This is a genomic window from Vibrio sp. 1CM7H (assembly GCF_023161645.1).
GTDB classification, from domain to species: domain Bacteria; phylum Pseudomonadota; class Gammaproteobacteria; order Enterobacterales; family Vibrionaceae; genus Vibrio; species Vibrio diabolicus.
Genome location: NZ_JALNTV010000001.1, coordinates 1745132 through 1770463, shown reverse-complemented (window position 1 = coordinate 1770463; position 25332 = coordinate 1745132). Strand labels below are relative to the sequence as shown.

Annotated in this window: 27 protein-coding genes; 15 read left to right on the top strand and 12 right to left on the bottom strand. The window is 45.0% G+C overall.

The window, feature by feature from the left end; genetic code table 11:
- Positions 1-96 precede the first annotated feature (96 nt).
- Positions 97-954 carry an alpha/beta fold hydrolase gene (locus MSG33_RS07750; RefSeq protein WP_248380472.1) on the bottom strand — a complete coding sequence of 286 codons (858 nt, stop codon included), beginning with the start codon at positions 952-954 and terminating at the stop codon, positions 97-99.
- 130 nt (positions 955-1084) lie between these two features.
- The gene (locus MSG33_RS07745) at positions 1085-1675 is read right to left on the bottom strand and encodes a TetR/AcrR family transcriptional regulator (protein ID WP_005392013.1); all 591 of its coding nucleotides are present in this window, start codon (positions 1673-1675) and stop codon (positions 1085-1087) included.
- A 250-nt stretch (positions 1676-1925) separates the two neighbouring features.
- On the opposite strand from MSG33_RS07745, the gene MSG33_RS07740 reads away from it, so the two are divergent.
- Both MSG33_RS07740 and nhaD read left to right on the top strand, forming a co-directional pair.
- The gene (locus MSG33_RS07740; protein WP_109169336.1) at positions 1926-2951 is read left to right on the top strand and encodes an acyltransferase family protein; all 1026 of its coding nucleotides are present in this window, start codon (positions 1926-1928) and stop codon (positions 2949-2951) included.
- 420 nt (positions 2952-3371) lie between these two features.
- Positions 3372-4802 carry a sodium:proton antiporter NhaD gene (gene nhaD, locus MSG33_RS07735; protein WP_005392020.1) on the top strand — a complete coding sequence of 477 codons (1431 nt, stop codon included), beginning with the start codon at positions 3372-3374 and terminating at the stop codon, positions 4800-4802.
- Between the two features lie 37 nt (positions 4803-4839).
- Here the strand turns inward: nhaD and MSG33_RS07730 are convergent, their stop codons facing one another.
- A complete protein-coding gene (locus MSG33_RS07730) occupies positions 4840-5235 on the bottom strand; it encodes a GFA family protein (RefSeq protein ID WP_248380471.1) in 396 nt (131 codons plus the stop codon).
- A 201-nt stretch (positions 5236-5436) separates the two neighbouring features.
- Between MSG33_RS07730 and MSG33_RS07725 the strand changes: the two genes are divergently transcribed.
- Positions 5437-6045, top strand: a complete 609-nt coding sequence (locus MSG33_RS07725) for a YitT family protein (protein WP_248380470.1) — start codon at positions 5437-5439, stop codon at positions 6043-6045.
- 79 nt (positions 6046-6124) lie between these two features.
- On the opposite strand, the gene MSG33_RS07720 is transcribed toward MSG33_RS07725, so the two are convergent.
- The 3 genes from MSG33_RS07720 to MSG33_RS07710 all read right to left on the bottom strand — a co-directional run bounded on the left by MSG33_RS07720 (position 6125) and on the right by MSG33_RS07710 (position 8890).
- A complete protein-coding gene (locus MSG33_RS07720) occupies positions 6125-6943 on the bottom strand; it encodes a hypothetical protein (protein WP_248380468.1) in 819 nt (272 codons plus the stop codon).
- Between the two features lie 100 nt (positions 6944-7043).
- On the bottom strand, positions 7044-7526 hold the full coding sequence (locus MSG33_RS07715; RefSeq protein WP_005392035.1) for a methylated-DNA--[protein]-cysteine S-methyltransferase: 483 nt from the start codon (positions 7524-7526) through the stop codon (positions 7044-7046).
- A complete protein-coding gene (locus MSG33_RS07710) occupies positions 7523-8890 on the bottom strand; it encodes an AlkA N-terminal domain-containing protein (RefSeq protein WP_248380466.1) in 1368 nt (455 codons plus the stop codon). The genes MSG33_RS07715 and MSG33_RS07710 overlap by 4 nt, the downstream gene beginning before the upstream one ends.
- A gap of 194 nt (positions 8891-9084) precedes the next feature.
- Between MSG33_RS07710 and MSG33_RS07705 the strand changes: the two genes are divergently transcribed.
- The 3 genes from MSG33_RS07705 (at position 9085) to MSG33_RS07695 (ending at position 10764) form a co-directional block, all read left to right on the top strand.
- Positions 9085-9288: a hypothetical protein gene (locus tag MSG33_RS07705; RefSeq protein WP_017633816.1), complete on the top strand. Its 204-nt coding sequence runs from the start codon at positions 9085-9087 to the stop codon at positions 9286-9288.
- Between the two features lie 327 nt (positions 9289-9615).
- Complete coding sequence (locus tag MSG33_RS07700) at positions 9616-10059, top strand: DoxX family protein (protein WP_006740929.1); 444 nt, start codon at positions 9616-9618, stop codon at positions 10057-10059.
- A gap of 9 nt (positions 10060-10068) precedes the next feature.
- Positions 10069-10764 (top strand): pirin family protein, encoded by a 696-nt coding sequence (locus MSG33_RS07695; protein ID WP_182035898.1) that lies wholly within the window; start codon positions 10069-10071, stop codon positions 10762-10764.
- 80 nt (positions 10765-10844) lie between these two features.
- On the opposite strand, the gene MSG33_RS07690 is transcribed toward MSG33_RS07695, so the two are convergent.
- Entirely contained in the window at positions 10845-11738 is an 894-nt protein-coding gene (locus MSG33_RS07690; protein ID WP_005374436.1) for a LysR family transcriptional regulator, read from the bottom strand.
- A gap of 148 nt (positions 11739-11886) precedes the next feature.
- Here MSG33_RS07690 and MSG33_RS07685 point away from each other — a divergent pair, with 148 nt between their 5' ends.
- Entirely contained in the window at positions 11887-12240 is a 354-nt protein-coding gene (locus MSG33_RS07685; RefSeq protein WP_005392041.1) for a DUF413 domain-containing protein, read from the top strand.
- A gap of 154 nt (positions 12241-12394) precedes the next feature.
- On the opposite strand, the gene MSG33_RS07680 is transcribed toward MSG33_RS07685, so the two are convergent.
- Positions 12395-12646, bottom strand: a complete 252-nt coding sequence (locus MSG33_RS07680) for a DUF3081 domain-containing protein (protein WP_005392042.1) — start codon at positions 12644-12646, stop codon at positions 12395-12397.
- Between the two features lie 374 nt (positions 12647-13020).
- Here MSG33_RS07680 and nagB point away from each other — a divergent pair, with 374 nt between their 5' ends.
- Positions 13021-13821: a glucosamine-6-phosphate deaminase gene (gene nagB / locus MSG33_RS07675; RefSeq protein ID WP_006740926.1), complete on the top strand. Its 801-nt coding sequence runs from the start codon at positions 13021-13023 to the stop codon at positions 13819-13821.
- Positions 13822-13912: 91 nt separating this feature from the next.
- Here the strand turns inward: nagB and MSG33_RS07670 are convergent, their stop codons facing one another.
- A complete protein-coding gene (locus MSG33_RS07670) occupies positions 13913-14779 on the bottom strand; it encodes a glycerol kinase (RefSeq protein ID WP_248380464.1) in 867 nt (288 codons plus the stop codon).
- Between the two features lie 157 nt (positions 14780-14936).
- The gene (gene gltS / locus MSG33_RS07665; RefSeq protein ID WP_046875620.1) at positions 14937-16163 is read right to left on the bottom strand and encodes a sodium/glutamate symporter; all 1227 of its coding nucleotides are present in this window, start codon (positions 16161-16163) and stop codon (positions 14937-14939) included.
- Between the two features lie 415 nt (positions 16164-16578).
- Between gltS (MSG33_RS07665) and MSG33_RS07660 the strand changes: the two genes are divergently transcribed.
- The 3 genes from MSG33_RS07660 to MSG33_RS07650 are packed head-to-tail and all read left to right on the top strand — an operon-like array spanning position 16579 to position 18634.
- Positions 16579-16950 (top strand): GntR family transcriptional regulator, encoded by a 372-nt coding sequence (locus MSG33_RS07660; RefSeq protein WP_005392046.1) that lies wholly within the window; start codon positions 16579-16581, stop codon positions 16948-16950.
- The gene (locus MSG33_RS07655; RefSeq protein WP_065645244.1) at positions 16947-17804 is read left to right on the top strand and encodes an ABC transporter ATP-binding protein; all 858 of its coding nucleotides are present in this window, start codon (positions 16947-16949) and stop codon (positions 17802-17804) included. The genes MSG33_RS07660 and MSG33_RS07655 overlap by 4 nt, the downstream gene beginning before the upstream one ends.
- On the top strand, positions 17804-18634 hold the full coding sequence (locus tag MSG33_RS07650) for a hypothetical protein (protein WP_248380462.1): 831 nt from the start codon (positions 17804-17806) through the stop codon (positions 18632-18634). Before MSG33_RS07655 ends, MSG33_RS07650 begins: the two co-directional genes overlap by 1 nt.
- A gap of 101 nt (positions 18635-18735) precedes the next feature.
- On the opposite strand, the gene gltS (MSG33_RS07645) is transcribed toward MSG33_RS07650, so the two are convergent.
- Positions 18736-19971 carry a sodium/glutamate symporter gene (gltS, locus tag MSG33_RS07645; protein ID WP_006740921.1) on the bottom strand — a complete coding sequence of 412 codons (1236 nt, stop codon included), beginning with the start codon at positions 19969-19971 and terminating at the stop codon, positions 18736-18738.
- Between the two features lie 864 nt (positions 19972-20835).
- Here gltS (MSG33_RS07645) and MSG33_RS07640 point away from each other — a divergent pair.
- From MSG33_RS07640 to MSG33_RS07625, 4 genes are all read left to right on the top strand, one after another.
- A complete protein-coding gene (locus MSG33_RS07640; RefSeq protein WP_248380460.1) occupies positions 20836-21630 on the top strand; it encodes a DUF4344 domain-containing metallopeptidase in 795 nt (264 codons plus the stop codon).
- A 24-nt stretch (positions 21631-21654) separates the two neighbouring features.
- Positions 21655-22041 (top strand): DUF393 domain-containing protein, encoded by a 387-nt coding sequence (locus tag MSG33_RS07635; RefSeq protein ID WP_161445544.1) that lies wholly within the window; start codon positions 21655-21657, stop codon positions 22039-22041.
- 180 nt (positions 22042-22221) lie between these two features.
- Positions 22222-23883 carry a methyl-accepting chemotaxis protein gene (locus MSG33_RS07630; RefSeq protein ID WP_005392065.1) on the top strand — a complete coding sequence of 554 codons (1662 nt, stop codon included), beginning with the start codon at positions 22222-22224 and terminating at the stop codon, positions 23881-23883.
- A 122-nt stretch (positions 23884-24005) separates the two neighbouring features.
- Positions 24006-24500 (top strand): peptidylprolyl isomerase, encoded by a 495-nt coding sequence (locus MSG33_RS07625; RefSeq protein ID WP_005374458.1) that lies wholly within the window; start codon positions 24006-24008, stop codon positions 24498-24500.
- A gap of 119 nt (positions 24501-24619) precedes the next feature.
- Here the strand turns inward: MSG33_RS07625 and MSG33_RS07620 are convergent, their stop codons facing one another.
- Positions 24620-25285 carry a DUF2268 domain-containing putative Zn-dependent protease gene (locus MSG33_RS07620; protein ID WP_248380458.1) on the bottom strand — a complete coding sequence of 222 codons (666 nt, stop codon included), beginning with the start codon at positions 25283-25285 and terminating at the stop codon, positions 24620-24622.
- Positions 25286-25332 lie beyond the last annotated feature (47 nt).

The following is a 25332-nucleotide window of genomic DNA, read 5'->3' as shown; positions in this document are numbered from 1 at the left end:
TGAGAAAAGCGATACCACTGACGAAAAACAGTCCGAGGTATTGCTTTCAAATCGAATTAGCCCAAAACGGATCGAGCCGATTAGTAAGAATGAAGATTACCAAGAACGATCGAGTAAACGGTCAAAACTACTGAAGACTTGTGCACACTTCATCACTCGGCCATGACCTTGACCTTGCGTTGTCACTAACTCAACATTTTCAATCTCTTCAGCGGCTTGTGCAGAGATACTGTACTTAGTGAACTTATCCTGCTCATCATGAACAATGATGGCTGGAGACGAGCGCTCAGCCAAACGCTTCAGCGGAGCAATTGACTGTAATGGGTAACCAAATTGATCTTCAACTTCAGAAACTACGGCATTAAAAAGCTTCATCGAATAACCTGAACGCGCAATGCTACCGAATAGGTTCTCTACGTAATTCAATACCGGTGCAATAAGCAGTAAAGGCTTGTTTTCTAATTTGCTATGTCTGCACTCAAGAGCAGAAGCGGTGCCCATGCTGTGCCCAACTAGACCAACAATATCGTCTACCGTATCTAACACATCTTCTAACCCTTTGACAAAACCCGGAATGTGCCCATACTGCCCTTCACTCTCACCATGTGCTGGATGATCGTATGCCAAAGCGGTGAACCCTTTCGACGCAATATGTTCCATCAACGGATAAAACTGACTTGCGGTGCCAGACCAACCATGAGTTAACACCCAAATAGGTCCAGAGCCCAAAGTGTAGGTTTTGATAATGCCTGCATGCCCTTTAATTTCACCTTTGGCAAGTCCTTGAGGTTCGGTGTTTTTAGGTGCTGTGCGAGCAGGTGTCAGGAGCAACTTACGCGCGGTATTCTTTGCATGTGACGGGGCAAGTGTGTGGTGTAAACGCGTACTGATGTTCACCAAACTGCGCTTAATACTGAAACGTTGCGATGTATTAAAGTAAATTTTTTCACTCATGATTATGTCCTTAACTATCAGCCACGCACAAAAAATAGAACGGTCGTGCTTTTTATGCTGATAAGAAAGAGCGAACTCAGCCGCTCTTTATGATTTTATGTCTACAAACCTGGAAAGCGAATAACTGGTATCAGCCTTTCCAGCGAGAAAATAAGTTGTCGATCCCTTGCCAAAACAGGCGCAAGCTTTCTTCCTCACCTTTAATTGAGTAAAAAACATGCGCACTCAAATAAAGACCGTATAAATCAAACGTTGCTTGGCGTGTATCTAAGTCTGCTGCAAATTCTTGCTTCTCTTTGCCTTTCGTTATTTGGATCTCCAAATAGCTCAGCCAAGTGTCTATGGATTTACGCAGTCCGGCCTGAAGTGGGCAATCTTTATCTGCCGTGTCATTCCAAGCGTCTAGAAACATACAACTTCCTTGAAATGCGTGGTTCCAAGTCATCCAAGAGTCGAGCAACCCTCGAATTTTACGTTCGATATTGCCATCCCCTGCTTCACGAACAGGCTCAATAACCCGAGCAGCGAACACTTTATTGGCGTGCTCCAATACCGATAGTTGTAAATTCAACTTCGAATTGAAGTGGGCAAACAGACCACTTTTCGACATACCGCATTGCTTGGCTAACTCACCAATCGTAAGACTTTCTAATCCGTCTTCGCTGGCGATCTCAAAAGCCCGTTGCAGAATAAACTCTTTTGTCACTTTTCCTTTTTGCATAATCTTATTTTTAGCACGATCGTTCTTTTTTGCAATCTAGAGTTAACTGGTCTAACCATGCATTAGTGTCATTTTCGACTCGCTAATCACGTATTGAGTTGGTTAATGGGTTAATAATTAAGAAGTTTGAAGTAAGTCTTAAATTTAAACACAGCTTCAGTGTAAGCGCGAGTCTGTTGACTTTTTCACGCATTAATTCAGCCACAACCTGCTACTTTCACCTAAGTTTTTTATTTAGGTAAGTAATGTAATGGCAAAGAAACAAAAAATAGCCAGCTTAGAGTTTGCGCGTATTATTGCGATGTTTGCAATTATAGGATTGCACTGCCAGATGGCCCTGACATACTGGCAATGGGATGGAATACCGTGGGTTGGCTATATGCTCAACCAATTGGCTCGTTTTGCTGTGCCACTGTTTTTTCTCATTTCTGGTTATCTTATCCAGCCCAAACTAAGCCGCGCACCTATCGAAACACTAAAAAACTACGCCAAACCACTGATGAAGGTTTGGCTCATTTGGAGCGTGCTCAGTTTATTGATGCCATTCCAGTGGCAAACTGTCGCTGAGGCGGGGTATCTCGCCGAAAGGCAGGGCTACTGGGGCTACTTAATGTCGACCCCGCTCAATTCACTCGTCGAAGGCGGGCTCGTTCACCTGTGGTTTATTCCAGCTCTGGTCATTGCCGTTGCCTTAATTGCCTTCCTCGTGCATATCAATATGGCTCAATTGGTACTGCCAACCGCCGTATTGCTATACATATACGGCGTGTTTGCTGGCAGTTATTCGACTATTACCGATCTGCCAGCGCCTTTCTTTACTCGTAATGGGCCGTTTTTCAGTACTTTGCTGGTAACACTGGGTTATCTAGCACGAGAAGAACAGTGGCGATGGTCGCGAAACAATACGATTCGATGCATTCTTCTTGGTATGGCGCTGCATTTTGGTGAAGCTTATTGGCTAATGCAACACGAGGTCGCTTTTAATTCTCACGACTTCCTGTTTGGTACTGTTATCTGGGCCCTGGGTGTCTTCATGTGGCTGTTAGTCCACCCACATTTTGGCGATATGCCTTGGGTATTCAAACTATCTCCTAGCGTGTTAGGCATTTATGTTAGCCATCTGCTTGTGATAATTATTATGATGAATGTCGCTGGATTTATCGGGTTGCAATACCTTGCGAAAGATGTGTTTATTTATCTTGCAACGATTGTCGCAACCATACTGCTTGTGAAAGCAATTGAGGCTTCACCGTTGAGAAAATGGCTGCTGCGCTAAATCCATTCAGCGCTCGATATAGCTAGCTCTAACTCAAAAGGGTTAGAGCTAGCCAGTTAAAAATGAGATTTCTCTCTCACTGACCAATTTTTGACTTTCTAATCCTTCAGAATTTGCCGTCACTCACAAAAAACATTGTTCATTTCCTTTAAATTGGCTCGAATATTACAACATTGCTCATTAAACGGAGGCTGTATGTGGGCAGGTCAAGGACTCGTTCCTTTTTTAGAGATTAGCCATTGGTTAACTTACGGTTTGTATGCCGCTGTGGTTTTATTTGGCGCAGCAAGCATTGCGTCACTCAGAAAATAGTGGCGCACACTATCATTTCCTAACTCCTACTGTTAATTCGAGCTCTCTCACAACTAACTCATTAATTTGTGGCTAATATTTCTCCAACCAGACAAAGGAGAAATGTCTATGCCAATCTATCCAATTGTGGCTTTCTGCTGTTTGTTGTTCTCTAGCGCCACCTTTGCTGCCCCCACCAATGAACTGAACCTTGTTAATTCTGGTGTCGGTTACGCGGCTCTCATTATCTTTTCGATTGCTTACATACTGGTTATGTTGGAAGAGTATCTGAAAATGAGAAAATCCAAGCCTGTGCTGCTCGCTGCAGGGTTAATTTGGATTCTGATTGGCTACACCTTTGCTCAACACAACCAGCCAGAAATCGCCAAATCCGCACTAGAACACAACTTGTTGGAATACGCGGAACTGCTGCTGTTTTTGTTAGTAGCGATGACTTACATCAATGCTATGGAAGAGCGCAAACTCTTCGATGCCTTACAGGCGTGGATGGTCGGCAAAGGCTTTGGCTTCAAAAAGCTGTTTTGGCTGACGGGGTTTCTCGCCTTTATTATTTCACCGATTGCCGATAACTTAACCACAGCCCTCTTGATGTGCGCTGTGGTGATGAAAGTCTCTGGTGATAATCCTAGATTCGTGAATCTTGCCTGTATCAACATTGTTATCGCTGCCAACGCTGGCGGTGCATTCAGCCCGTTTGGTGACATTACGACCCTGATGGTGTGGCAAGCCGGGCATGTCAGCTTTGCTGAATTCATCCCGTTATTCGTCCCGTCACTGGTGAACTATTTGGTTCCTGCGTTTTTGATGTCACTCTTTGTTCCAAACACCAAACCGAATACGATTCACCAACACGTAGAACTGAAACGCGGCGCGAGACGTATTGTCGCACTATTCATTCTGACGATTGCCACCGCAGTCTCTTTCCACGCTTTACTGCACTTCCCACCCGTTATGGGCATGATGATGGGCTTGGCTTACCTACAATTTTTCGGTTATTTCTTACGCCAAACACTCAAACATTCTTTGGCAAAAAAAGCGGCCATGGCAATTGCCAATGGCGACGATCACGCATTAAAACGCTTAGGTTCAGTCGTTCCGTTTGACGTGTTCCACCGTGTATCTCGCGCAGAATGGGATACCTTGCTGTTCTTCTACGGCGTAGTGATGTGTGTCGGCGGTTTGAGCTTACTTGGCTATCTCGAACTGGTTTCAAACGTCATGTACAACCAATGGAACCCTGTCTGGGCCAACGTGATGGTTGGTGTTCTATCTGCCATCGTCGATAACATTCCGGTTATGTTTGCTGTACTGACCATGGAACCAAGCATGTCGATGGGGAACTGGTTACTTGTCACATTGACTGCGGGTGTGGGGGGCAGCTTGCTTTCAATTGGCTCTGCGGCAGGTGTCGCATTAATGGGAGCCGCGCGTGGTCAATATACCTTCTTTGGCCACCTAAAATGGGCTCCCGTCATCGCCTTGGGTTATGCCGCCAGTATTGCAGTGCATTTGTGGATGAATAGCGGTTTATTTACCTAAAAGCACCGCGCGTCAGGCGCTTAACTTGCGATATAACCTAACGGTCGGATGGATGGTTAACGCCATCCATCACTTCGATAGTTCCCAATTCATATGGGTTGATGCCCTCTAAACAGCCGACATTATAGCCGTACTCACTCGGGTCAGAGCGACGCTGATGGTGCGTATAAATACCACATTCGCCACAGAAAAAGTGCTTCGCTGTGCGAGTGTTAAATTGATACAGCTTCAAAACGTCTTCGCCTTGCACGATACGAATACCATTCAGAGGCACAGATGCCACAATCGCGCCGCGACGTCGACACATGGAGCAATCACATCGTCTCGGCTTCTCAATACCATTAGGTAATGCAAGTTCCAGCTCAACTTTTCCGCAGTGACAACTCAGTCGATGTAATGCGTTGATTTGGGTAGTGCCGACTGTCTTAATCATAACTTTTCCTTGTTGTTTTTCTACCTGTGTACATTATGTTAAACAGGCTAGCATCAGCACAATCTTGTCCAAAAACTCGACATTCATCACTTTTCGCGACATTTTATTGGCCGATTTGTTAGTTGCTATTTTGGCAACTGTTTATCGCGTTGGATGGACGTGTTGTCTCCGGCGCGGTTTTTAAACCAAGGAAAAAATTTTATGGATAAAGATCATAGCCTAAGAGAGAACCTCTTGGCTCTGACGCTCGGCAGTGCGTTAGTGTCGCTTGGGGTAATATTTTTCAGCAAAGTAGGATTGCTCACCGGAGGTACGGCTGGTTTGGCGATCTTCCTTACCAAAGTGAGTGACTTCAGCTTTGGTCAGATATTTTTCGCTCTCAACCTCCCTTTTTATATTTTGTCTGTAGTGCGCATGGGATGGCGCTTCACCATTAATACTTTCATTGCGGTCTCGATTGTTTCTTTTGCGGTCGATCATCTGCACCATGTGATTGAAATTTCACGAATCGAACCTTTCTATGCAGCACTTCTAGGTGGTGGGTTAATTGGAATAGGTATGTTGGTGATTTTCCGTCACAAGATGAGTTTAGGCGGTTTTAACATTCTAGCGTTGTACCTTCAGGAACGTTTTGGGATTCGAGCGGGTAAAGTTCAGATGGCACTCGATTGTGCCATCGTAGTGATGTCGCTGTTCATTGTGGATGTGCACCTTATCGCTCTATCCGTCCTAGGTGCCGTGGCGACAAACTTGATTTTGGCGATGAACCATAAACCAGGACGATACCAGGCAAAAGCGCAAATAGCTTAATCAACATCGTGTAATGAGTGAACTTGCAAAATATGAGCCCCGAGCCATTCGCTCGGGGCTTTTTTATTCAACGTTGAGATCATGTCAACGAACTCGTTGTGCAGTATTGCTGCATCCCCACATCCACTTGAGCTTTATATTTCTGGTTAAGATGGAAGTGCACTTGCATCAGCAAATCATGCGCATGGAACAGCTCAAACGCGTCACCACCATTTTTCTGACAAATGGCTTCGCAGCGCTCGGCATGCTGCTTGGCTTGTCCGGCTTCACCCGCTTTGAGTAAACTCATCGCTAAGCGATACTCTGCACGTTCTTCTTTCATCCAACCACCCGCCACTTTCCAGTAATCCAACGCGAGCTTGGCCGCTTCTAGCATCCTCGATTTTTCCATATCCGTGCGCTCAGCCAGCGCTTCATACTGACACGCCAAGTTGTTTGCCGTGATTGCGATAGAGCGCGCTAGCGGCCCTTCAGCATCTTGTGGTGTCATACCTAGCGCGGCTTTCTCCAGCCATTGGCTCGCCAGTTCAAGCTGAGCAAGCGCAGAAAGTTCATTCGAAATCAGAGCGTAAACTCGGCGTTGTTCTTGCTCTTCCAATAATTCCATATTGTCAGTGCCATCTACGAAGTAGCGCGCAACGGCAATACTGCGTTGCAATGCCGAACTCTCGGCAACATTGCGTTTATCAAAGCGCTCTAAACAAGCAAGAAACGGTTCTGGACGCTGGAGGTGCCCAATCGCGGTGTGCAGCATCAATGCGAATATTCGCTCGATGTGGCTAACGTTTTCCACCTCACTCAGAGCCGTTTCCAATTGAGCATAAGTTTGTTCGGGCTGTGCTTCGTGATGCTGCCAACACTCACTCATGAATGCATCAAAATCCGTTTTGAAAGGCATGTCCTTATTATCCTTTTTCTATTCGTATAACGAATATGAAACTCTACACTATCGTTTCCCCTGTGTAGCTCGCTTAATCACAATATGAGAATCGCCTTACTTAAAGTGGTGTACCTTGCTCCAACGCAAGTAAACGTTGCTTGCGCTCTACTCCACCAGCATACCCTGTCAATTTACCGCTTTTGCCAATAACGCGATGACAAGGCACCACGATAGAAATAGGGTTTTTTCCGTTTGCCAACCCAACAGCGCGCACAGCTTTAGGGTTGCCAATCGCGTTGGCGAGATCTTGATAGCTCCACGTCTCGCCGTATGGAATGGTCGTTAGTGCCTGCCAAACTTGATTTTGAAAATCCGTGCCTGTAGCCGCCAAAGGCAGCTCAAATTCATTACGTAGGCCAGAAAAATATTCATTCAACTGGGTAACAGCTTGGCGCAAAATCGGGTGTTGATCGTCTCGCGCTCCCAGTTCACTCGGCTTAGTGGTGCATGTTTCAAACCAAATGCCAAGCAAGCCCTCAGTGTTAGATTGGATGGTCACCGTTCCTAATGGGCTCGGCATTTCGGTATAAAATGTTTTCATGATTGATTCCATAAGTGAAACGTCGCGTAGCTTCCCCAAGGGGCCGCAGTGTGCGTATTCAGTGATGGGTAACGCTGCATCGCCTTTTTCACCACTAAGTCTTTATCTAAAAAGCAATCGGGTTGAGATTGCCCTCGCAGTTGAGCATAACTGACTGTCCAAGGTCCAATGCCTTTCAAGGCTAGCCACTTCTGGGGGTCGGCTTCTGAGTTGTCCTGCATGAACTGGGCGAAGCGCACTAGCGTCTCTTTACGGCTTTGCGGCATGCGCAAAAAGCTCACGTCGGTATTCGCTATCGCATCTGGTGTCGGGAAAAAGCGTTTTTCTGACTCTCCACTAAGTGTGGCCACCAATAAGTTAAGTTGACCAATCGCCGCTTTGACCGACACTTGTTGGCCTAAAATCGCTCGAACTCCAGCCTCCCATGCATTCCATACACCAGGAATCCGAATACCTTTACTCGACACAAGCCCCGGTGCAACATAATCCAAATGCTGCTCAACAGTACAAATATCGGCGTCAAGATCGAACATACGACGAATGTCAGACACCAAGTTTTGCAGCTTCGTTACGTCTTCAATTTCAAACGCTAGCTCTAGGTACCCTTCACCTTTGGTTGCTTTAAACCACGCTTTACTGGTATCCAGACAAACGTTGCGCTGATAACTCTCATCACTCACCTGCTCAACCCCCTCAATCGCTCGTAAACGGTAGAAGTCCAACATGTGCTGCCAATTCAATTCACCTCGATAAGGCAAGGCAATTCGATTGCTACCCATACCATCAAACTCTTTGCGACGGACTTGAGAAGGCGTCAGTTTGAGAAACTTTTGGAAAGCATCGTTAAAGCGGCGTGTACTATTAAAACCGGCGGCGAAGCCTACTTCCGTGACCGACATAGAACTGGAATGAAGTAACTGTTTGGCGAACATTAATTGTTGATATTGCGCATACTGCTTGGGTGACATGCCTAGATACTGCTCAAACAACATACGTAAGTAGCGATCCGAAATCCCAACACGCTCTGCTAGCTCAGACACCGAGTGATGATGCAGTTCCCCTCGATCAATTAACGAAATCGCTCGTTGAAAGGTCGTTTCTACGCCTTTCCATGCCCAAGAACCCGGCGCGCTATCAGGTCGACAACGCAAACAAGGACGGTACCCCGCTTGGAGAGCTTGCGCTTTATCGGTGAAGTACTCTACATTTTCTTCTTTAGGTAAATTAGCCGGACAAATTGGGCGACAAAAGATCCCCGTTGTTTTCACAGCCACATAAAATCGCCCATCAAAGCGGCTGTCTCGCGCGACTCGCGCCTTATGACACTGCTCGAAAGTCAGTGAGGTATGGGGGTGAATAAACATAGTGCTTTCCTTGCTCATGCCTTTTGTCATTTATTGTTCACAGGCATCGTTCAATATAATGTTATTGTAGCTTGCTTAAGCGCCTACAATTAGCCATTTTCGGAACTCAATATTGAGATTTATTGGCATTAGCGCTTTTGTACACTAAAGTTAGATTCAGAACATCACAACAACGTCGGCTAAAGGGAATTGGCATGGACTTACACACTTGCGTAATTGTACTAAGAAACCAAAAGGTTATTACCAGTAAATCCGTAGATCATTCAATTGGAATTATCGAACGAGACTCAGATAACGAGATCTCAGAAATTCAAATTAATGCCACGGATGGACGTAATATTCGAACCTATCACTACAACAATGTAGAGGAGTCACTAGAGAGCTTAATGAACCTCTGACGGTTTTCTTTAACACACCTTTCTCCCTTGTTAATAGCGAAAGCAATAGAGCACAGCAACCTGTGCTCTTTTTTTTTGTTTAACAGCAAAAATGTTTATCGAAAATAATGATGGAACCTGATTTAAAACACGACAAAACTGGCATAAAAAACTCATAAAAAACACTCAAGCAACTGATTAAAAATAACAAAAATCCATTATTCAATTTTTTAGAACGAGTTTATCAAAATACTCCCGTTATTTTTATTCTCACCACCACCTAAACTGTTCTCAACAGCACGGGAGCACACGCTTCCCACTCATTGAAAAGAGTCAGAGGACAGAATCATGAAAGCACTATTACAGAAAATCACCACTTCAAACGCAGGTTACAGCGCACTATCACTTCGCATTCCAATCGGCATTATCTTTATGGCGCACGGCGCACAAAAACTGTTTGGTTGGTTTGGTGGCTATGGGTTAGAAGGTACAGGTCAGTGGATGGCATCCATCGGTTTAGGTCCTGGCGTGCTAATGGCATTCCTTGCTGGCAGCGCAGAGTTCTTTGGCGGCTTGTTCATCTTGCTTGGCCTGCTAACTCGCCCGGCAGCCGTTGCTTTAGCGTTCACGATGGTGGTAGCGATATTCTCCGTCCACTTTGAAAACGGTTTGTTCATGGCAAACAACGGTTACGAGTTTGGCTTAGCTTTACTGGCAGCAAGTGTTTCACTGGCGTTTTCTGGCGCAGGTAAGGCCGCGCTAGATAACTTCTTGAACAAAAAGCTCTCTTAAGGAGACCCCATGATTACGGTAAGACATGCAGCAGACCGAGGTCGAGCAAACTTTGGCTGGCTTGATAGCAAACATACGTTTTCTTTCGGTAGCTATTACGATCCACAACATATGGGCTTTTCTGAGCTGAGAGTCATTAATGACGATGTAGTCCAACCTGGCGCAGGTTTTGATACACATGGCCATCGTGATATGGAGATCATCAGCTATGTGCTGGAAGGTGTTATCGCGCACAAAGACAGCGAAGGTAACGTGAAAACATTACCTGCCGGGGAATTCCAACTCATGTCGGCAGGGAAAGGGATTTACCACAGTGAGTACAATGCGTCGAACCGCGACACGCTGCGCTTTCTACAAATTTGGATTCAGCCAAATACATTTGGAACCAAACCAGGTTATCAGCAAAAAGACTTTGGTCGCACGCCTGGATTAACAACTATCGCGACTCCAACAGGAGAAAACGGTACGCTACTTATTAAGCAAGATGCCACATTACATCAGTTAATTCTTGAACCAAATAGCGAACTTAACTTTGAGATAGAATCGGGTAGAAACTTATTCGTTCACCAAGTAACGGGGAGCCTTAGCATCGACAATACCACCTTGACGGCAGGCGACGGCGCGAAGATCGAACAGCAAAGTAAGGTTGTTTTACGCAATACATCAAACGGGAGCACAACCGCCCTGCTATTTGACTTGCCATAACTATCGATTCATCGAGATAAAAGAAAGCCGCCTGAATTTTCCAAGACGGCTTTTTAATTTCTCTGACTTTTCACTCAAAGCTATTCGTCGGAAGTGCCGGAACCAATTTGCTGAAAACTGTAAGCCGTCAGTGGATCAATCTCTTTGACAATTTCTTCCACTTGCTTAATCGCGTCTACAGACGAGCTAGCTTTACGATAGCTCAAATAGATAGGGCGACACCAATCTTCTACGCCAGACACCTTGTGAAGCTGCCCGTTGGCAATAAAGGGCTCTACCAGAGAGATGGGTAAGTAAGCGGCACCGCCCTTCTCCAAAATAAAGTCCAATGCAATGCGCGCCGTTGACGTGCGCAGATACGGAGCCGGGATCTTAGGGTGACGTTCAGAATGTTCTGAGGAGAAACGCGTCCCCCAGTCAACGTACACGTATTTGTTTTCAAAAACGGTGTCTAAAGAGTCTTTCTCAGTCGATACCAAAACGAGAACAACATCAGCCACTTTTTTGCAGTTAAGCTCATCAGCTTTGATTTGGTCGAACGCAAATGCCATATCTAACGTGCGCTCTAGCAAGCTGCGACTGAGCATTTCCCGCCCCATCACTTCTGCCATAAAACCATAACCACCAAATGAATCTGTGACGACACTTAAACAGTTCTGCAAGTAGGCGTCCCAAATATTTGGCGTACCGCCTAACGTTAATTGCAGCGCTTTGCCATCTTCAAGCGATAACTCTAGCTTCGCTTGTTGCAATGTGGTGACCATCACCTCTGCATAACTGATTAAGCGCTCACCTGCAGAGGTCAACTTTATGTTATTTCGATCACGAATAAACAATTGCGTATCGAAGTAACTTTCCAATTGTTTGATACGTGCGCTCACTGCAGCTTGGGTAATATAAAGATTCTCAGCGGCGCGTCCGAAGTGACGAACCCTTGCCAGCTCTAAAAATGTTCGAAAGACTTTTACATCCATAAACCATCTCCTGGTTAATATAAAACCAGATTAACAACTAATTAAAATCATGACGACAAAAAAGTTTTGTTTTTCTTTTGTTAGCTTTACGCCTAATTTTCGCCGTAGTTCACTACATTCATCAATAACGGTTACAGAGGCTGTTGACATGTCTGACACTGAATTCCGTCATGGCAAAAAACGTTTTTACGACAACGTAAAATTCCCACGCGGCTTTGCAAAGTCTGGCGATTTTACTCTCTCGGAAGAGGAAATCCTAACAATTTATGGGGATACTATGCTTGGCTTAGAGTCAGGCGAATTAACACCTGAAAATAGCGAAGAGAAACACTTCATCAAGGTGCTAGAAAACCCAGGCAAAGCAAAAACAAAACTTGAGCGTACGTGGCTAAAGTACACCCAACTTGCTCGTGGTCGCAAGCGCTTCCACACGCTAAATGGTCGTAATAAGCCTGACGCGACAGAAGATTACATTGAAGAGAGTTTGGTCGAAGACGATTAATAACCAAATAAACTAATTCTCGCCTTTTTCTAGCAGTAGGTAATAGGCGAAAGCTCGTTTGGTTTGACTGAGCGAGCAAAACAAGCTCATTTCTTCTCCTAAAGCCCAAGGGCGCGTTCTCCCAAGGGCTTTTTTAGTATTTAGTGCTGCCAGTCTACTTTGCAAGCATCGCGATCTTTTTCAAAAAGCTCTCTTTCAAGTGCTCTTGGTCGTACTCCAATTGATAGGTATTGTGGAAGCCAACCTTTAGCTCAACACCATTCCCTCGTAAGAAAACGTTGTACCCGTCGTAATCGGAAAACGCTTCTACACCTTCATACATTTTGCCAAATTCGGTTGGTGTACCGTTGTTCATCACACATTCGTAAGCCTGTAGTACTTTGCTCGGATCTAACTCATTTTTCATACCGAATTCCTCACTGGTTTACACATTTCAATTATGGTTAAGGAATGAGCGTCGTGCCATGTCCATCCCATAATATTTGAAGTTCGTGTGCGGTTTCACACTCTGTAGGTTGTTAAAAAACAAGGTTAAGTGCGAAGACAGAACTTAATTTAGATCATAAATTTTATCTATCAATTCGTCAGTTTCATAATGCAATTTCTTTGTAAAAAATCGGCTTATAAAAGCATTTAGATATAAAAACAGTCGATAAAATCAACACTGGTTAAAGAAAAAGCAAAATTTTGACCTAAAACAATAGCAGTTCGTCATTACTTATTTTATAATGCGAATTAATGTTTCGGTACATCGTAAATTCCAATAACTAGGGGCACAAAATGAGACTTATCCCGTTAACTCGAGCAGCACAAGTAGGTAAGTGGGCAGCTGCGCATATCGCTAAGCGTATCAACGACTTTAAACCTACTGCTGAGCGTCCATTCGTTCTGGGTCTACCAACTGGTGGCACTCCTCTAGCAACCTACAAAGCCTTAATCGAGCTTTACCAAGCCGGCGAAGTGAGCTTCAAAAACGTCGTGACTTTCAACATGGATGAGTACATTGGCATCCCTGCGGATCACCCAGAGTCTTACCGCTCGTTCATGTACAACAACTTCTTTAATCACATTGATATCCAAGAAGAAAACATCAACCTACTGAACGGTAACACTGACGATCACGACGCAGAATGTAAGCGTTACGAAGACAAAATTAAGTCTTACGGCAAGATCAACCTGTTCATGGGCGGCGTGGGTAACGACGGTCACATCGCGTTCAACGAGCCAGCGTCATCTCTGTCTTCTCGTACTCGCATCAAGACACTGACTGAAGACACTCGCATTGCGAACTCTCGCTTCTTTGACGGCGATATCAACCAAGTGCCTAAATACGCACTGACTATCGGTGTGGGTACACTGCTAGACGCAGAAGAAGTGATGATTCTGGTAACAGGTCATAACAAAGCTCAAGCACTTGAAGCAGCAGTAGAAGGTTGTGTAAACCACCTATGGACGGTTTCTGCACTTCAACTTCACCCTAAAGCAGTGATCGTATGTGACGAGCCAGCTCAACAAGAACTGAAAGTGAAGACTGTGAAGTACTTCTCGGAGCTAGAAGCGGAAAACATCAAAGGTTTTTAATCCATAGGATGACAGCCTAGATGCACGCTAAAAATACGAAACCCGTGATTGATCACGGGTTTTTTCTTATCTGAACAGCGGGCTTAAGTCGTTAATAAGCTTTAATACCAAACTGACGAAGACGCTTAGGCAGCACTTCATCTAACTTGTCTAGTTCACTCGGTTTGACTTCGATAAGGTTGAAATGATGCTGCTCATAAACAGTACGAATGGTCTCACGGTCAGCCTCAGCCATCTCCCCAGTATCACTTCCCCAAAACTGTAAATAGACTTTACCGCCTGGCAAATAAAAATCACTGGTGACATCTTGGTCAATCGGCAGCTGACGTTCATAAGCGTGCACCACACCAGCCAAGTACAGCCAGTTGTCGATGAGCAACTCCCCCTTAGAGCGCACGTAATGCCCATCTAATGTTCGGTATTTGGCTTCAAACTTTTGGCGAAAGCTTGAGTAAGATTTATCCGTGGAGTGTGACTCCGCATCTTGCCCTAAAAATTCAATGACAGACTGCTTAAGACGCTTATTACGCAGCACCACATCGTGCCATACGACAAAGGTATTTTGTGTCTCTTTATCGGTTCTTTGCTGGCCACCAGCGCGTATACCAGCTTCAGTGACACTCCAACCTTCTTCAGATTTGGCGATCCACCCCAACTCACTCAACAGTTGGTTCATGCGCTTCGCATTCAGTTTCAGCTTTTCACCCAGCTGCGTGGCGCTTAATGTTTTCCCTGAGCTGGAAGTCAGCTCAATATGTAAATTGGTCGGCCAGACGATGAACTGGCCAAATTTAGGGTGATCCACATACTCGCCGCCAAACTTGGCGCCTTCTTCTGTCAGAATCCATTTTTCGTCTTGGCGAACAATGTAGCCAGCACGTTTGAGATCGGCAAACAACAGCTTGGCTTCAACCTTGCGCATTTTAGCTAATGCCGACGTCGATATTTTTTCAGACATGTGGGTACCTCATGCTGCTGTAAAACTGAACACTATGTCATCATAGTAACGTATTGATTTCACGGCTTGAAGTCAGAGAAACAAGATTTCGTGTTACAAATAACAAAGCCAATCTCAAGGGACTGGCTTTGTTATGTTAAGTTGAAAGAAGCGGGGGCTATTTAATAAAAGCAATACAGCCTTGCAAAATCACTAAGTTCACAATGTCGATGAAGAATGCACCGACAATTGGTACTACCATAAATGCTTGTGGTGATGGACCATAACGACTCACGATAGAGCCCATATTCATGACCGCAGTCGGTGTGGCACCTAAACCGAAACCACAGTGTCCACTGGCGATCACCGCGGCATCGTAATTACTGCCCATCATGCGGAATGTTATGTAATAAGTGAACACCGCGAGTACGGCCGACTGAATAGCAAGAATAATAAGGAACGGGATCGCAAGATCAAAGATATTCCACAATTTCAAGCTCATCAGAGCCATGGCAAGGAACAGCGATAGCGAAACCGTACCAAGAATATCAACGGTTTCTAAATCAACCTTGCGCACCTTGGTCACTTCCATGATGTTGGTGATGACAACACCAATAAACAGCGCATAAACAAAATCTGGGATCATCAACCACTTGATGCCAAAACTGCTCACCCAACTCTCCAGATAGCTCGCGCCTGTCACGCAAAGCAAAATAATGGATAAGCTTTCTACAACTCTTTTCGCCGTGACACGATCTTCTTCATGTTCGTTATAGGTCACCAATTCAGGGAAACTCTGATGGCTTTGGTTGGTGCGTCCGTATTCCGATTCTAAGTTGTGCTTGTTGAGTAACTTTTGCGCGACAGGGCTGCCAATAATCCCGCCCATGACCAAGCCAAACGTAGCAGAAGCCATCGCCACTTCTAGGACATTGTGCAAACCATACATTTCTTGAAAAGTTTGCGACCACGCCGCACCAGTTCCATGTCCGCCAGAAAGCGTAATAGAGCCGGCGATCAACCCCATGAGTGGATCTAACCCCAATGCGGTTGCTAAGGATACGCCGACCGCATTTTGGATAAGAATGTAGACCGATGCCACAACAAGGAAGATGAAAACCTTCGCACCGCCTTTAATCAGTTGGGTGTAATTCGCGGCTAAGCCAACCGTCGCAAAAAACATCAGCATAAAGGTGTTTTGCAGTGGCAAATCAAATGATACATCCACACCATTTAAGTGCATCGTCGTGATCACGCAAGCCACAACTAGACCACCAACAATGGGCTCTGGGATATTGAATTTCTTTAAGGTTGGTAATTTGGTGTTAATGAACTGCCCTAAAAATAACACGCAAATTGCGACGAGAAACGACTCTTGTGGGCCGATAGATATTACCTGATTCATGAGACCTCTTTACTCTCCTCTTTCTCATTCATTGAGCAAGCGCCCAACGTGAGATAGGTGCCTAAGTCAATCAGATTGCCTCTCGAACCTTTTGTTTTCTAGGGTGTATTTGCCATCAATTCTCATCAAGTAAGAAATGGATGCGCCCAAAATCTCACTGATTATCATTAGATGAGAATACCAATACCAAGCTGGTGGTAAATGCCTTGATTGGATTAGAAAAATAACACTTCTCAACTTATGAGAAGTGTTTAATTTATGCTCATAACAAAGTATTCAAATTAGCTATCACATAGGTAGATATTTAGGAAAAGCGAAGGCTGGTACATACGCTTTATTTTAAATTATTACTTTCTCTCCGGCACACCAGGTGTTATACCTATATATAACACCATTTCAGCCAAGAGATTCACTCATGACCAATTGGCATGATCGCCAACCGATTTTTCGACAGTTGGCTGACCAGATCACTCAACAAATACTGCAAGGTATCTGGCAAGAAGGCGATGCTCTGCCCTCTGTTCGTAGCATCTCTGCGGATATGAAAATTAACCACCTCACCGTCATGAAAGGCTATCAATTGCTTGTTGATGAGGGATTAGTGGAGAAAAAACGCGGTCAAGGTATGTTTGTCGCTTCAGGGGCAAAGCTCAAATTGCTCGCAGACGAGAAGGCACGTTTTCTTCAACAACAAATTCCGCAGATAGCCGACACAATACAGCGTCTGGATATGTCACTCGACGAATTCATTCAACAACTAAAACCACACTTGAAAGGTGACCAATGAGCGCATTAGTCAGTGTAAACAATGTCTCCAAGCAATATCAGCAACAAGGAGAAGCACTGCATGAAGTGAGTTTCGACCTACATGCAGGACAAGTACTTGGCTTACTCGGCCATAATGGCGCAGGTAAATCAACGCTTATTAATGCCCTACTCGGCGCACATGAATATCAAGGCACTGTTCGTATCAACGGATTTGAACCCATTATGCAACGCGACAAAATAATGCAGAGCTTGTCCTACATCTCGGATGTGAACGTTCTGCCAGATTGGATGACTGTCGCTCAACTGCTTAACTATACCGAAGGCGTGCATCCAGGGTTCAATCGCGCTCAAGCAGATACGCTGCTTCGTCAAACGGACATCAAACCTCGTGCGCGCATCAAATCTTTATCCAAAGGGATGAAGGTGCAATTGCACCTCGCGATTGTAATCGCGACTAACACCCAAATCCTCATATTGGATGAGCCGACACTCGGGTTAGATCTCGTGTATCGTGATACGTTTTATCGTCACTTATTGGAATGGTTTCACGACGGCGAGCGCGTGTTGATCATCGCCAGTCATGAAGTATCAGAGATTGAGCACTTACTGACTGATGTGCTGATTCTCAAGCATGGCCGCCCTGTACTACAAACCTCGATGGACAGTATCAGTGAAGACTACTTTATCCTTGAGGCCAGCGACGAATACCGCACACAAATTGAAGCGATGAACCCACTGTCGTCACAAAAAGGGCTCGGTTCAACGAAATGGTTACTCACTGCCCAGTATGCCCAACAAGCAGAAACAATGGGGGCCATCCATGGGGTGAAGTTAGCGGATCTATTTTTAGCATTGCAGAAGGAGGCAGCGTAATGCGTTCAGTTGTCGCGATGTTGCAAAAAGAGTGGTTAGAAAACCCTCTTGTTTTACGTATTCCACTGTTTGTGTTGGCGTGTGGACTTATTCTCTTTGTCAGTTTAATGAGTAACGACACTCTACAACACAATATGTTTTTCCAAATGAGCTTTGGTGGCGATGTCAGTGACATTCACAAAGAGCTTGGTGACGATGTAAACATGTTGCTCACCGGCGGGGCGGGACTGCTGTCTATCTTGTTAGCCGTTCAATACTTCCCGAGAACACTGCGCAAAGAGCGCGCAGAGGGCAGTATTATGTTTTGGCGTAGTATGCCGGTCAGCGATATAAAAACTCACTTAGTGAAGCTAGGGTTTGGTTTATTGGTGATTCCGCTCGTTTGCTCGGCGCTTGTGCTCGCAGCAGATTTGATGTTGTGGTTGCTGAACATCTCTACTGATCACCAATTGGCTTTGTTGTACCGCCAAGCCTCGTTAGGTTACGTGCTGCTGCATTGGGGAGAGTTTTTAATCAGAATGTTATTCGCCGGTATTCTACTATTACCGCTGGCATTAACCGCAATGGCTATTTCTCAGAAAGTGAATTCACCACTGGTCATTTTGTTTATCGCCATTTATGCGCTGCGCTGGATGCCAATCGCACTATTTGGCTATTACGGCCTAGATCAGTTCTTCTCCGAAGTGCTTTACCTTCCACTGCACGCCATTGTTGCACCAAGCCCATTTAATGCAATTCCTCAGGCGGGCTGGTTAAACGTTGGCATTTACGCTTTCATCGGCGTTCTTGGTTGGACAGCTAGTCTCAAATTCAGCCGAACCATTCAATAATCCGTCGTTCGATAAACGGCCAAAATCGAGCCATAAAAAAACGGTCACAACCTGTGTTGTGACCGTTTTTATTTCGACCTTAGGAGATCATGAACTTAAATTTAACCAAGGAATGAAATGTAACCTTGTAAAATGATTAAGTTAACGATGTCTATAAAGAAAGCCCCCACAATTGGCACCACCATAAATGCCTGCGGCGACGGGCCAAATCGGTTAACGATAGAGCCCATGTTCATCACGGCTGTTGGGGTTGCCCCCAAGCCAAAACCACAGTGACCACCCGCAATAACCGCAGCGTCATAGTTGCGTCCCATCACTTTGAACGTAACGTAGTAAGTGAAGATAGCTAAGACCACAGACTGCACAGCTAAAATAACCAAGAATGGAATCGCTAAGTCAAAGATATTCCATAACTTCAAGCTCATTAATGCCATCGCCAAGAACAATGACAAAGAAACGGTACCGAGCATATCGACGGTTTCTGCATCTAACTTACGAAGCTTGGTCACCTCTAAGAAGTTCGTGATGATCACACCAATGAACAGCGCATAAACAAAGTCTGGAATCATCAACCATGAGATTTCATACGTGCTAACCCATTGCTCAACATACTTCGCCCCCGTAACACAGATCAGTAGGAAGAAGAGTTTCTCCACCACTTTTTTCGCCGTTACTTTATCTTCTTCGTATTCGTTGTAGGTCACCAACTCAGGGAATTTTTCGTGAGTTTTGGCATCCCGACCACCACGACCATACTCCGATTCAATGCTGTTTTTTTCTACGAGGCGCTGTGCCACTGGGCTACCAATGATACCGCCGATGATCAAACCAAAAGTGGCTGATGCCATCGCAATTTCCAAAACGTTATCCAATCCATACACGTCTTGGAAGGTTTGTGACCACGCAGCACCTGTACCATGGCCACCAGACAGAGTAATCGAGCCAGCAATTAACCCCATCAAAGGATCTAAACCGAGCGCCGCCGCGAGTGAAACGCCAACGCCGTTTTGTATGATGATGTAAAACGATGCGACAGCTAAGAAGATAAAAACCTTCGCACCTCCTTTCATCAACTGAGTGTAATTTGCGGCCAAACCAACCGTCGCAAAAAACATTAACATAAACGTATTTTGTAACGGCAAATCGAACTCCAAGTCGATGCCGTTGAAATGAAGAGCAGTAATCATGCAGGCCACAATAAGGCCACCTACAATCGGCTCAGGTATGTTGAACTTCTTTAAAATCGGTAGCTTAGCATTAATAAAATGCCCCAGGAAAAGCACACTGATTGCGACCAAGAAGGACTCCAGTGCACCTACAGATATTAAATGATTCATATCGCCTCTTATTATTGTTCTCTTCATCCTCCGTAATGATCGAGTGTTAATTTAACCTTCATTCAATAGCAAATGTTCTCGCTTTACTGTTTCGAAAATACTCAAAAGTTGGTGTAGATGCGCCTTAGGCTAGTTTAAGGGACGCTCCTTTAGCGATGTGTCAGTTTTCCGCTGTTAGCAAGCCCTTAAATGTGAAAGGAGCCGATATAGCTCCTTCAAATGCCCCCTCGCAATACCTGTGTGTTACTGCTTGGGGTATAGTGTTGTGAGTAAATTCTGGGTGACACTTTCTGAACCACGTTGGGCTCCCTTACTTAAACAGAATGTGTCAATTACTATCAAACAAAGTTCCTTCCCGTTGTAACCTCTAAACGCCGAGATCGCGTTCAAAACAATTGGGTTTGCTTGTTCCTGTCGTAGTTTTTCAACTCTGGCTCATGGTGTGTAAACGAGCCGAATCCAAGGAAACTCTCAAGCTGCAACAAACGTTTTCGTCACAACGGAGCCGGATTATAACATATTGCTGATAATTTTCTTCAATTCAGTGACATTCACCAATCCCATGGTTTCATTCCATAATGATTAACTGCTGAATAGCATTTTTACAGACAAAAGAGCAAAGCCAATTCAACTTGGCCTCACCAAAAAATAAACCTTAAAAGCCAATCACTTATCTATCGTCTCCTGAGTAAACGTGTTTTGATCGGCTTTCTTGAGGGCCCAGCAACCAAAATGTACGGTGTTGTCATGGTAGTCTTTCGAGGCTAACTACCCGATTCTGGGTGATAAAAACAATCCCAATTATGCATCACACAAAAACATGTATAATTTTTATGTAAGTTATTCAAATAACAAGAGCCCTACATGAAAATTCATTCGCTTTTCCCTGTGCTATTACTCTGTGCCATCTCATCTGCCACTGCAGCGGAAAATATCCGTATTGAATATTCTCCCGTGGAAACAACCCATGAAAACATCGCCCTGCAATCTATCCAAAACAGCGATGTAAACCCAATTTTTCTTGAGCTATCTCAGATCCACTTTCCATTTCGCAAACCACTCACACTGGTTTACGGCGGAGAAGATGGCCCAATGTACGATCCCGATACGCACACGATACACATTCCTTACACTTTTTATTTGGAATCACTCAATTACTTCTCCAATAACCAGTATGAAGAACGCCTTGGAAAATCCCCAAAAACAGGGGCGTTAGATACGTTATTACACACCTTGCTGCATGAAGCCGGGCATGCTTACATCGAAGATCAAAACATCCCTGTTCTCGGAAAAGAAGAAGATGCCGTCGATAATTTTGCCACGATCTTAATGATTGACTTCCTAGAAGATGGCGCAGAGATGGCCATTAGCGCCGCCGACATGTTCGCATTTGAGTCCGATGACAGACCGGACTACTACGACTTCGGTGAGTACATTGATGAGCACAGTTTTGATTTGCAACGCTACTTCTCTACCTTATGTTTGGTGTACGGCAGTGATCCGGAACAGTACAAGTCGCTTCTCGATGAAGTTGAAAAAGACTACCTACGTGATCGCAAAGACTTTTGCCAATACAACTATGAGAACATACGCGCGAATTGGAACCACTACCTGCAACATAATGAACCAAAAGAAAAATCGCCACGTAGAATTCAGTAAGACAAATCAAGTAAGACGATCGCAATGACAAAACTCACTATATTTTATGACGGAACTTGCCCACTGTGCGCCAAAGAAATGCACGCACTTAAGCGACGAGATGTAAAACAAGCGATAAAAATTGTCGATATCTACAGCGATGAATTTTCTGATTACCCACAGATAGACGCGCAAAAAGCCAATACTATTTTGCATGCGCTGAATGACAACAATGAACTGATACTTGGTCTTGATGTGACTCACCGAGCATGGCAGTTTGTCGGACGAGGTTGGCTATATGCACCACTACGTTGGCCATTATTCAAACCAATTGCCGACTGGCTTTACCTGCGCTTTGCCAACAATAGGTATCGTGTCTCATACTGGCTTACTGGTAGCTCCCGCTGCAACTCGGGCCAATGCTCTCGCTAATTGTGATCCTGCTTAAAAATGTGAGTCTCTCTCGTCCACGATCACCAACTTCCTGTACTTCTCACCCGCCAACTCGGTTAATCTGCAATCAGTACAAAAATAATTATTAACACTTTTATTTGGTAAAACTATTGAAGTTTACCAGTTTGTAACGCTGCGCCGAGACGTAAGGAAGTACCTATGAATCTAACGATAAGAAAGCGACTTTATATTCTTTCCATCATTCCCGTGTTAACGATTGCTTTGGGTATGATGTGGTTTACCTACCTCCAAACCAGTACCTACAACCAACAACAAATCAATCATACGCACACGACGATGATGGCGATGAAGAAAGCGGAACTGAAAAACTATGTGCAGATGGCTCATTCCGCACTCAAACCGTTATTGGATCGTAATGCCTCATTGCAAGAAGCTATTCCAGTGCTCAAAGAGCTAGAGTTCGGCCAATCAGGTTATATTTTTGCGTACGACTCAAAAGGCGTGCGTGTTGTTGTCGGAAAAAACAATAAAGGGGTTGGAGAAAACTTCTATAACCTACAAGACAAAAAAGGCAACTACCTGATCCAAGACCTGTTGAAAAACGCCAAAACGGGTGACTTCACAACCTACTACTTCCCTAAGTTAGGGCAAACCGAAGCATTACCTAAACTCAGCTACTCCATGTTCATTCCCAAGTGGGATATTATGATTGGCACAGGTTTTTATACTGATGATATCGATGCGATCATTACAGAGATGGAAAACACAGCAAACGATGAGCTAAACAATACCTTAGCCGCTATTGCTATGTTTTGTGTCTCTATTGCCGTTGTCGTGGCCATTTTTGCCGTACTCGTCAACCGTAGCATTATGCGCCCTATCGAACAGTTTGACAGCTCAATCCAATCTTTCGCGCAAGGTGACGCCGACTTAACCGCGCGTATGGAAGAATCTAGCGTGCCAGAATTTAAGCAGCTCGCGCATAACTTCAATATCTTCGTTGAGAGCTTGCAAGGAATTATTAAGAGCGTCAGCCATGTCGGACAAGAGGTAGTATCAGAAACTAACAACATGTCTCAACGCGCCTCACAAGTGGATGAATTGGCTTCAGGTCAACGTGAGGAAACGGAACAAGTCGCGACCGCAATGACAGAAATGACGGCCACCGCTCACGAGATCTCTGGCAATGCAAACCAAGCCGCCGATTCCGCTAAAAACGCCGATGACAACGCACAACAAGCGAAGCACATCGTGGACTCCGCCGCTAACTCCGTTGAAGCGCTAGCAAATGAGGTATCTGAAGCAAGCACTGTAATTTCACGTCTAGAGAGTGACGTGCAGAACATCTCATCCTCACTTGAAGTCATCCAAGATATTGCTGAACAAACCAACTTGCTTGCGCTAAATGCCGCCATTGAAGCGGCACGAGCGGGCGACCAAGGACGCGGATTCGCAGTTGTAGCGGATGAAGTGCGTAAGCTTGCAAGCCGCACTCAGGACAGCACAGGTGACATTCACAAGATGATCGATCAACTTAAAGCTGGATCGGATGCCGCTGTAAAAGCGATGGAATCTAGCCAAGCACGTGGCGAAGCGACAGTAGAAGAAGCACGTGCTGCATCGGTTGCGCTGCAAGATATTCAAGCAGCGATTGCGAATATCATGGACATGAACACGCTGATCGCTACCGCGACCGAAGAGCAAAGCCAAGTTGGACAAGAGATTTCACAACGCATCGAAGTCATTTCTCAGCAAAGTAGTCAATCGGCGCACCTTGCCAATCAAAATCGCTCGGGCAGCCAAAACCTCAATCACAAAGCCAACGAGCTTTACGACTTGGTGGGACGCTTCACGGTTTAACTTCCTTAACCATACTTAATAGTAGAAACAGCGACGCCTTAACGTCGCTGTTTTTATTTCTGCTATCCTCAAGCGACTTAGCTATAATGCCGCCAACTAAGCACCCATAAGGGCAAAACCAGATGATTATCATGACCACCAATTTCGGTGACATCGAAATTGAATTGAATCTAGAACGAGCGCCAGTTAGCTCAAAGAACTTCAAAAAATACTGTGAAGATGGCTTTTACGACGGCACCATTTTCCACCGCGTTATCGACGGCTTTATGATCCAAGGTGGCGGTCACACCGAAGACATGGCAGAAAAGCCAACACGCGCCCCAATCGCAAACGAAGCAAACCGTGGTCTAAAGAACCTTGTTGGCACTATCGCAATGGCGCGTACCGATGCACCGCACTCTGCAACGGCACAGTTTTTCATTAACTTGGAAGACAACGATTTCCTAGACCACACCGCAACCACCAACCTAGGCTGGGGTTACGCGGTATTTGGTAAAGTGACCGCGGGTATGGATGTCGTAAATCGCATCGCGAAAGTGAAAACAACTTCTAAGCTTGGTCATGATGATGTGCCATGCGATCCAATCATTATTGAGAAGGTGACGATCAGCGAATAAGCACACTCGCCTCTTCGAAGAAGTCGTCACTATAAAACGATAAAAGCGCCTAACGTCTTATGACTTAGGCGCTTTTTGTTTTGAAGGCTCAGCTTATTAGTTTAAGTTTAGTAACGGAGTTATTGATAGAAAAGCTCGGCTTTTGCTCCAACCAAATCCAGCTCAGAGCCCTGAAAATCAGCCAGATATTCCGCGACAAGGTTGTACCCGACCCAATACCCCATGTACTTCGGCCAGCGGCTTTCATCACTGCCAAGAAAGTAAGCATCGAAGTTGTAATCTAAACTGGTCAGCTTGTCTTTCATCTCAGCATAGAAAGGACGCCAATCTTGATCTTTGATGTTCTCAAACAAGCTCGGAGTGACGCCACCATTCACCTTACGTTCGAAATGACAAGCTAACCCTTCCATAATCAGCACATCACCAAGCGCAACGCCATTCTCTCCCGCTCGCATACGGAACAGGTGATGCAACTCATGCGCTAGCACCGCGGCTAGTTCTTTCTCAATAACGTTTTTAATATCTGCACGTTGCGTATCAAGCAGAATCTCTACACGATAGGCGCTTAAGCAATAGCCACCAATCCCCGTCTGCGGTACGTCATTGCGATCAAACGGGCTAACGGTCAGGTCAACGTTACTTAAATCGAGGTTACTTAAATCGATGTTACTTAAATCAAAGTAACTAGAAAGCTGTGAGCTCAGGTCATCAAGTTTCTGATGCAAATACTCAGCGATTGGAGACAACTCTCCCGTCGCATTTAAGAGGGTGACGCGATAACTCATTTATCTTCCTTGATAATTTAGGTTAAGAGTAGCGAGTTTACAGTGTA